This window comes from Actinomadura fibrosa (assembly GCF_900659615.1).
In the GTDB taxonomy this organism is placed as follows: Bacteria; Actinomycetota; Actinomycetes; order Streptosporangiales; family Streptosporangiaceae; genus Spirillospora; species Spirillospora fibrosa.
Genome location: NZ_CAACUY010000450.1, coordinates 1 through 3,896, shown reverse-complemented (window position 1 = coordinate 3,896; position 3,896 = coordinate 1). Strand labels below are relative to the sequence as shown.

Below are 3,896 nucleotides of genomic sequence, written 5' to 3'. Positions count from 1 at the left end.
GGGCTGGATGGGCGCCGGCGGGACGTTCGCGCCCGGCGGCAGCCCCTGCGCGGGCGGCCCGGCGCCCGGCCGCTGGTAGCCGAGCTGGGTGTAGGGCGGCGCGAAATGCTCGTCCTGCTTCTCGTCGTGCTGCTCGTCGTGCTCCGGCGGGACGTACGGGGACTGCTCGTGGGCCGCGTAGGACGGCTGCGGCTGCTCGGGCGCGCCGTAGGGAGACGGGCTCTGATCAGGCGTCCCGTAGGGGGACGGCCCCTGCGCGCCGGGCATGCCGAAGCCCGCGGCGGCCGGGTCGGGCTGCGGCGGCCCGGGCACCGGCGGAGCCATAGGCCCGGGCGGTACGGCATTCGACGGCCCGGCGTTCGGGGGCCCGGCGCTCGGGGGCGCGGCGCCGGGACGCTGGAAGCCCAGCTCCGTGTAGGGCGGTGCGGCGCTCGCCCCGTCCCTGTCGTCCTCCGCGGACGACGGGTCCGGCGGCGCGAGACCGGCCTGCTGCGCGGCGTACGGCGCCTCGCCGGGCACCTGGCCGGCCGGTCCGGGCGCGTTCTCCCAGCCGGGCTGCGCGGGCGGCTGGACGAACGGCCGGTCCGGCGGCGCGGGCATGCCCTGCGGCTGCGGCGGCGAGCCGGGCCGGAGACCGGGCTGGCTCTGCATGCCCGCCTGCCCCTGCATCCCGAACGGCGACGGCTGCGCGGGCGCCGGGACGCCGAACGGCGCCTGCGTCGGCGAGGCGGCGGTGGCGCGGGCGCGGTTGCGGCCGATGATCTCCGCGATGATCGCGGTGGGGACCGGGAAGCCGCGCGGCCGGGCGGGCATGCCGCCGAGCCGGCACCAGGCCAGATCGACCTCGTACATCGCGGCGAGCAGCGACTCGGCGCCCGGCCCCGATCCGGCGGCCGTCCGGAGCGGCTCCGGCAGCCGCATGTCCACCGGCCACAGCCGGCGCAGCGGATGCCCCTTCTGCTCGGACACCGCCTGCACCGTGTAGCGGATCTCGGGATCGAGCCAGGGGACGATGGAGCCCGCCACGTCCTTGCGGACGACGTCCAGGTCCGCGGCGAGCAGCGCGGCGGCCACCAGGCGCGGCTCGATGTAGGCGGGATCGGACGGATCACCGGACAGCTCGGCGATCGACTCGCTGAGCGTGTAGAAGGCGTGCCGGAAGTTGTCCCCGGGCGAGCTCTCGTTCCGCAGCGCGGGGACCAGGTTGGGCGGGCAGCGCGTCAGCCACTGCTGCACGAGCGCCTGATCGCCGTAGGGCAGCGCCCCGTAGTCGACGGTCGGGTTGCTGAGCGTGCTCCCGAGGATGGCGAGCAGCGCGTCCGCCCGGATCTGGAACCGGACGTCGTCGCGGAGCGCGCTGGCGACGGCCCACATCGTCCGGAGCACGACCACCGCGGCGTCCACCCGGCTGGCCCGCAGCCGCTCCGAGTAGAGCCCGACGAGCGTCTCCAGGGCGGGCGGGGTCAGCCAGCGCGGGCCGTCCACGTCCGGGAGGGGCTTGGCGCGGTACGGCTTCCACAGGTCGAGCATCTGCGCGTCCAGCCGCGCGTCGAACACGGGCGCGGACGCGCACCACAGCATCACGCCCCACGCGACCGCGACGGTGGACGGCGTCTCCCGCGTGAACTGCGACCACCAGTGCGGGTACTCGGGGGCCGGGAGCGCGGCGGCGGACTCCACGGTCGCGCGGACCCGCGCGGTCAGCTCGGTGTCGAACCCGTGGCCGACGAACGGCAGCCCGGCGGGCGGATCGAAGGAGAAGTCGGGACCCGCGGGGACCACGTGCGGCGGCAGCACCGGGACCTGCCCGGACGCCTGCGCGGGCCGGGCGGCCATCCGGACGGCGGGCGTGCGCGGCGGCGGGCACAGGTACCACTGGCCGTCGGACGGGTGCAGCCGGTACCAGCGGGCCCACGCCCCGAACAGCCACCACGTGCCGTCGGGCAGGACGAGCATCCGGCCGCCGATGGCGTGCTGGCGCTGCTGCGGCGGCGCCGACGGCCACCACGCGGCGGCCACCATCGCCCTCGTGTCGCGCTCAGCCTCCGCGAACGGATCCTGACCCATCCGGGGGCTGGGCGGCGGAGCACTGCCATAGCCCGGTCCCCACACCACGCTCGCCATGCTAGTCAGCAGAAGGGGCCCCGGGTCGCCCTCACCTCCGCTTGGACGCCGTCCGCCCAGGTCAGGCGGGCATCAAAGAAACCCGCCCGGAAGCGGCCGAACCCGGCGGCGCGCGGGCGCGACGAGCACCCGGTCAGCCCCAGCCGCATCAATCCCAGGAGGCGTCGCGGTGGCGCCGCGCCTTCTCCCGGTACACGGACGGCGTGTGCTCCAGCACGAGGCGGTCGTCGTCGGTGAGCTCCCGGACGATCTTGCCGGGCGTCCCGGCGACGAGCACGCCGGACGGGATCTTCTTGCCGGGCGGCACCAGCGCGCCCGCCGCGATCAGCGTGCCCGCGCCGATCCGCGCGCCGTTCAGGACGATCGCGCCGATGCCGATGAGCGAGCCCGCCTCCACGTGGGCGCCGTGCACCATCGCCTTGTGGCCGAGACTGACGCGGTCCTCCAGGACGGCGGGCACGCCGGGGTCGCAGTGCAGGCAGCTCAGGTCCTGGATGTTGCACTCCTCGCCGACGACGATCTCCTCGTCCTCGCCGCGCAGCACCGAGCCGTACCAGACGCTCGATCCCCGGCCCAGCGTCACCCGGCCGACCACGACCGCGCCCGGCGCGACCCACGCCTCGGCGTGGATTTTCGGACGGTCCTCACCCAACGCACCCACGTAGCTCATCCCGCCGATGCTAGAACCCGTCCGGGACGGCCGCCGGACGGGGGCGGGCGGACCGCATCCGGTCGGTGCGACACGGGCCGAGGTTGACGCGAATTTCCCGCAGATTAGATAGTTTGTCCGGCCTACCCAGGTTAAGAAACGGCAGCGAGAAGGGCGTTCCGGTTGCGCGAATGGTGTGGACCGGACAAGAGTCGTCCTGACGTTTCTTATGTGGTCCCGCTCACAGGCGGGTGAGGATCTCAACCGACACCTGACGGGGTGATCACCCCCGCCAACGACCCCCCAAGGCATCATGAGCAACGAAGCCGAAATCCTGCCGAACCTCCTCCAAGAAGAGTCGTTCGAGATCGTCATGCGCGGCTACAACCGCCGCCAGGTCGACGATTACATCGCCCGGGCCCAGCAGAAGCACCGCGAGCTGGAGGCCCGCCTCGCCCGGGCCCAGGACGACGCCGAGCGCATCCGCCGCGAGATGGCCGAGGTCCGGGAGGCGCGCAAGCCGACCGGCGACGACCTGAGCGACCGGCTGCGGCAGATCATCAACCTCGCCGAGGACGAGGCCCAGGACAAGGTCGCCGAGGCCGAGGCCAGGGGCGCCGAGATCCGCGAGGACGCCGAGCGGGAGTCCCGGCGGATCGTCGACGAGGCCCGCGCGCACGCCGACAAGAACCTGGCGCAGGCGCAGGAGAAGGCCGACCACGTGCTCGCCTCGGCCAAGAAGGAGGCCGACAGCGTCCTGTCGGCCGCCAAGCAGGAGGCCGAGCAGACGGTGACCGGCGCCCGGCTGGAGGCCGAGCGCACCCTCACCGCCTCCGAGCGCCGCGCCAGCGTGATCAACGAGGGCGCCACGCAGCGGCTCACCGCGCTCACCAAGAACCACACCCAGGCCCTCCAGCGCCTCACCGAGATCAGCGAGACCCTGCACCGGCTCCTCACCGCCGAGAACGAGGCCGGACCGCTGGAGAAGATGGTCGAGGACGCCGTCCGGCAGGCCCCGCCGCGCAAGACGCCGCCGCCCGCGCAGCCCGCGCCCGCGTCCGGCCCCGGCGCCGCTTCCTCCGCCCCCTCCGCTCCGGCGGGCCCGGCCGGTCACGGCGGTCAG

General features: G+C 74.6%; 3 protein-coding genes. 1 reads left to right on the top strand and 2 read right to left on the bottom strand.

The window, feature by feature from the left end; genetic code table 11:
• Window positions 1-2,067 (bottom strand): hypothetical protein (locus E1300_RS52015; protein ID WP_207400435.1); only part of this gene is annotated, 2,067 nt, incomplete at its 3' end.
• A gap of 205 nt (window positions 2,068-2,272) precedes the next feature.
• On the bottom strand, window positions 2,273-2,794 hold the full coding sequence (locus E1300_RS48300) for a gamma carbonic anhydrase family protein (RefSeq protein ID WP_131763969.1): 522 nt from the start codon (window positions 2,792-2,794) through the stop codon (window positions 2,273-2,275).
• Window positions 2,795-3,086: 292 nt separating this feature from the next.
• Here E1300_RS48300 and E1300_RS48295 point away from each other — a divergent pair.
• The coding region (locus tag E1300_RS48295; RefSeq protein ID WP_131763968.1) for a DivIVA domain-containing protein at window positions 3,087-3,896 on the top strand (810 nt) is incomplete at its 3' end.

What these genes read in the sequence shown, in the direction of transcription:
- E1300_RS48300 (WP_131763969.1), bottom strand. Translation starts at nt 2,794, where the DNA reads ATGAGCTACGTGGGTGCGTTGGGTGAGGACCGTCCGAAAATCCACGCC.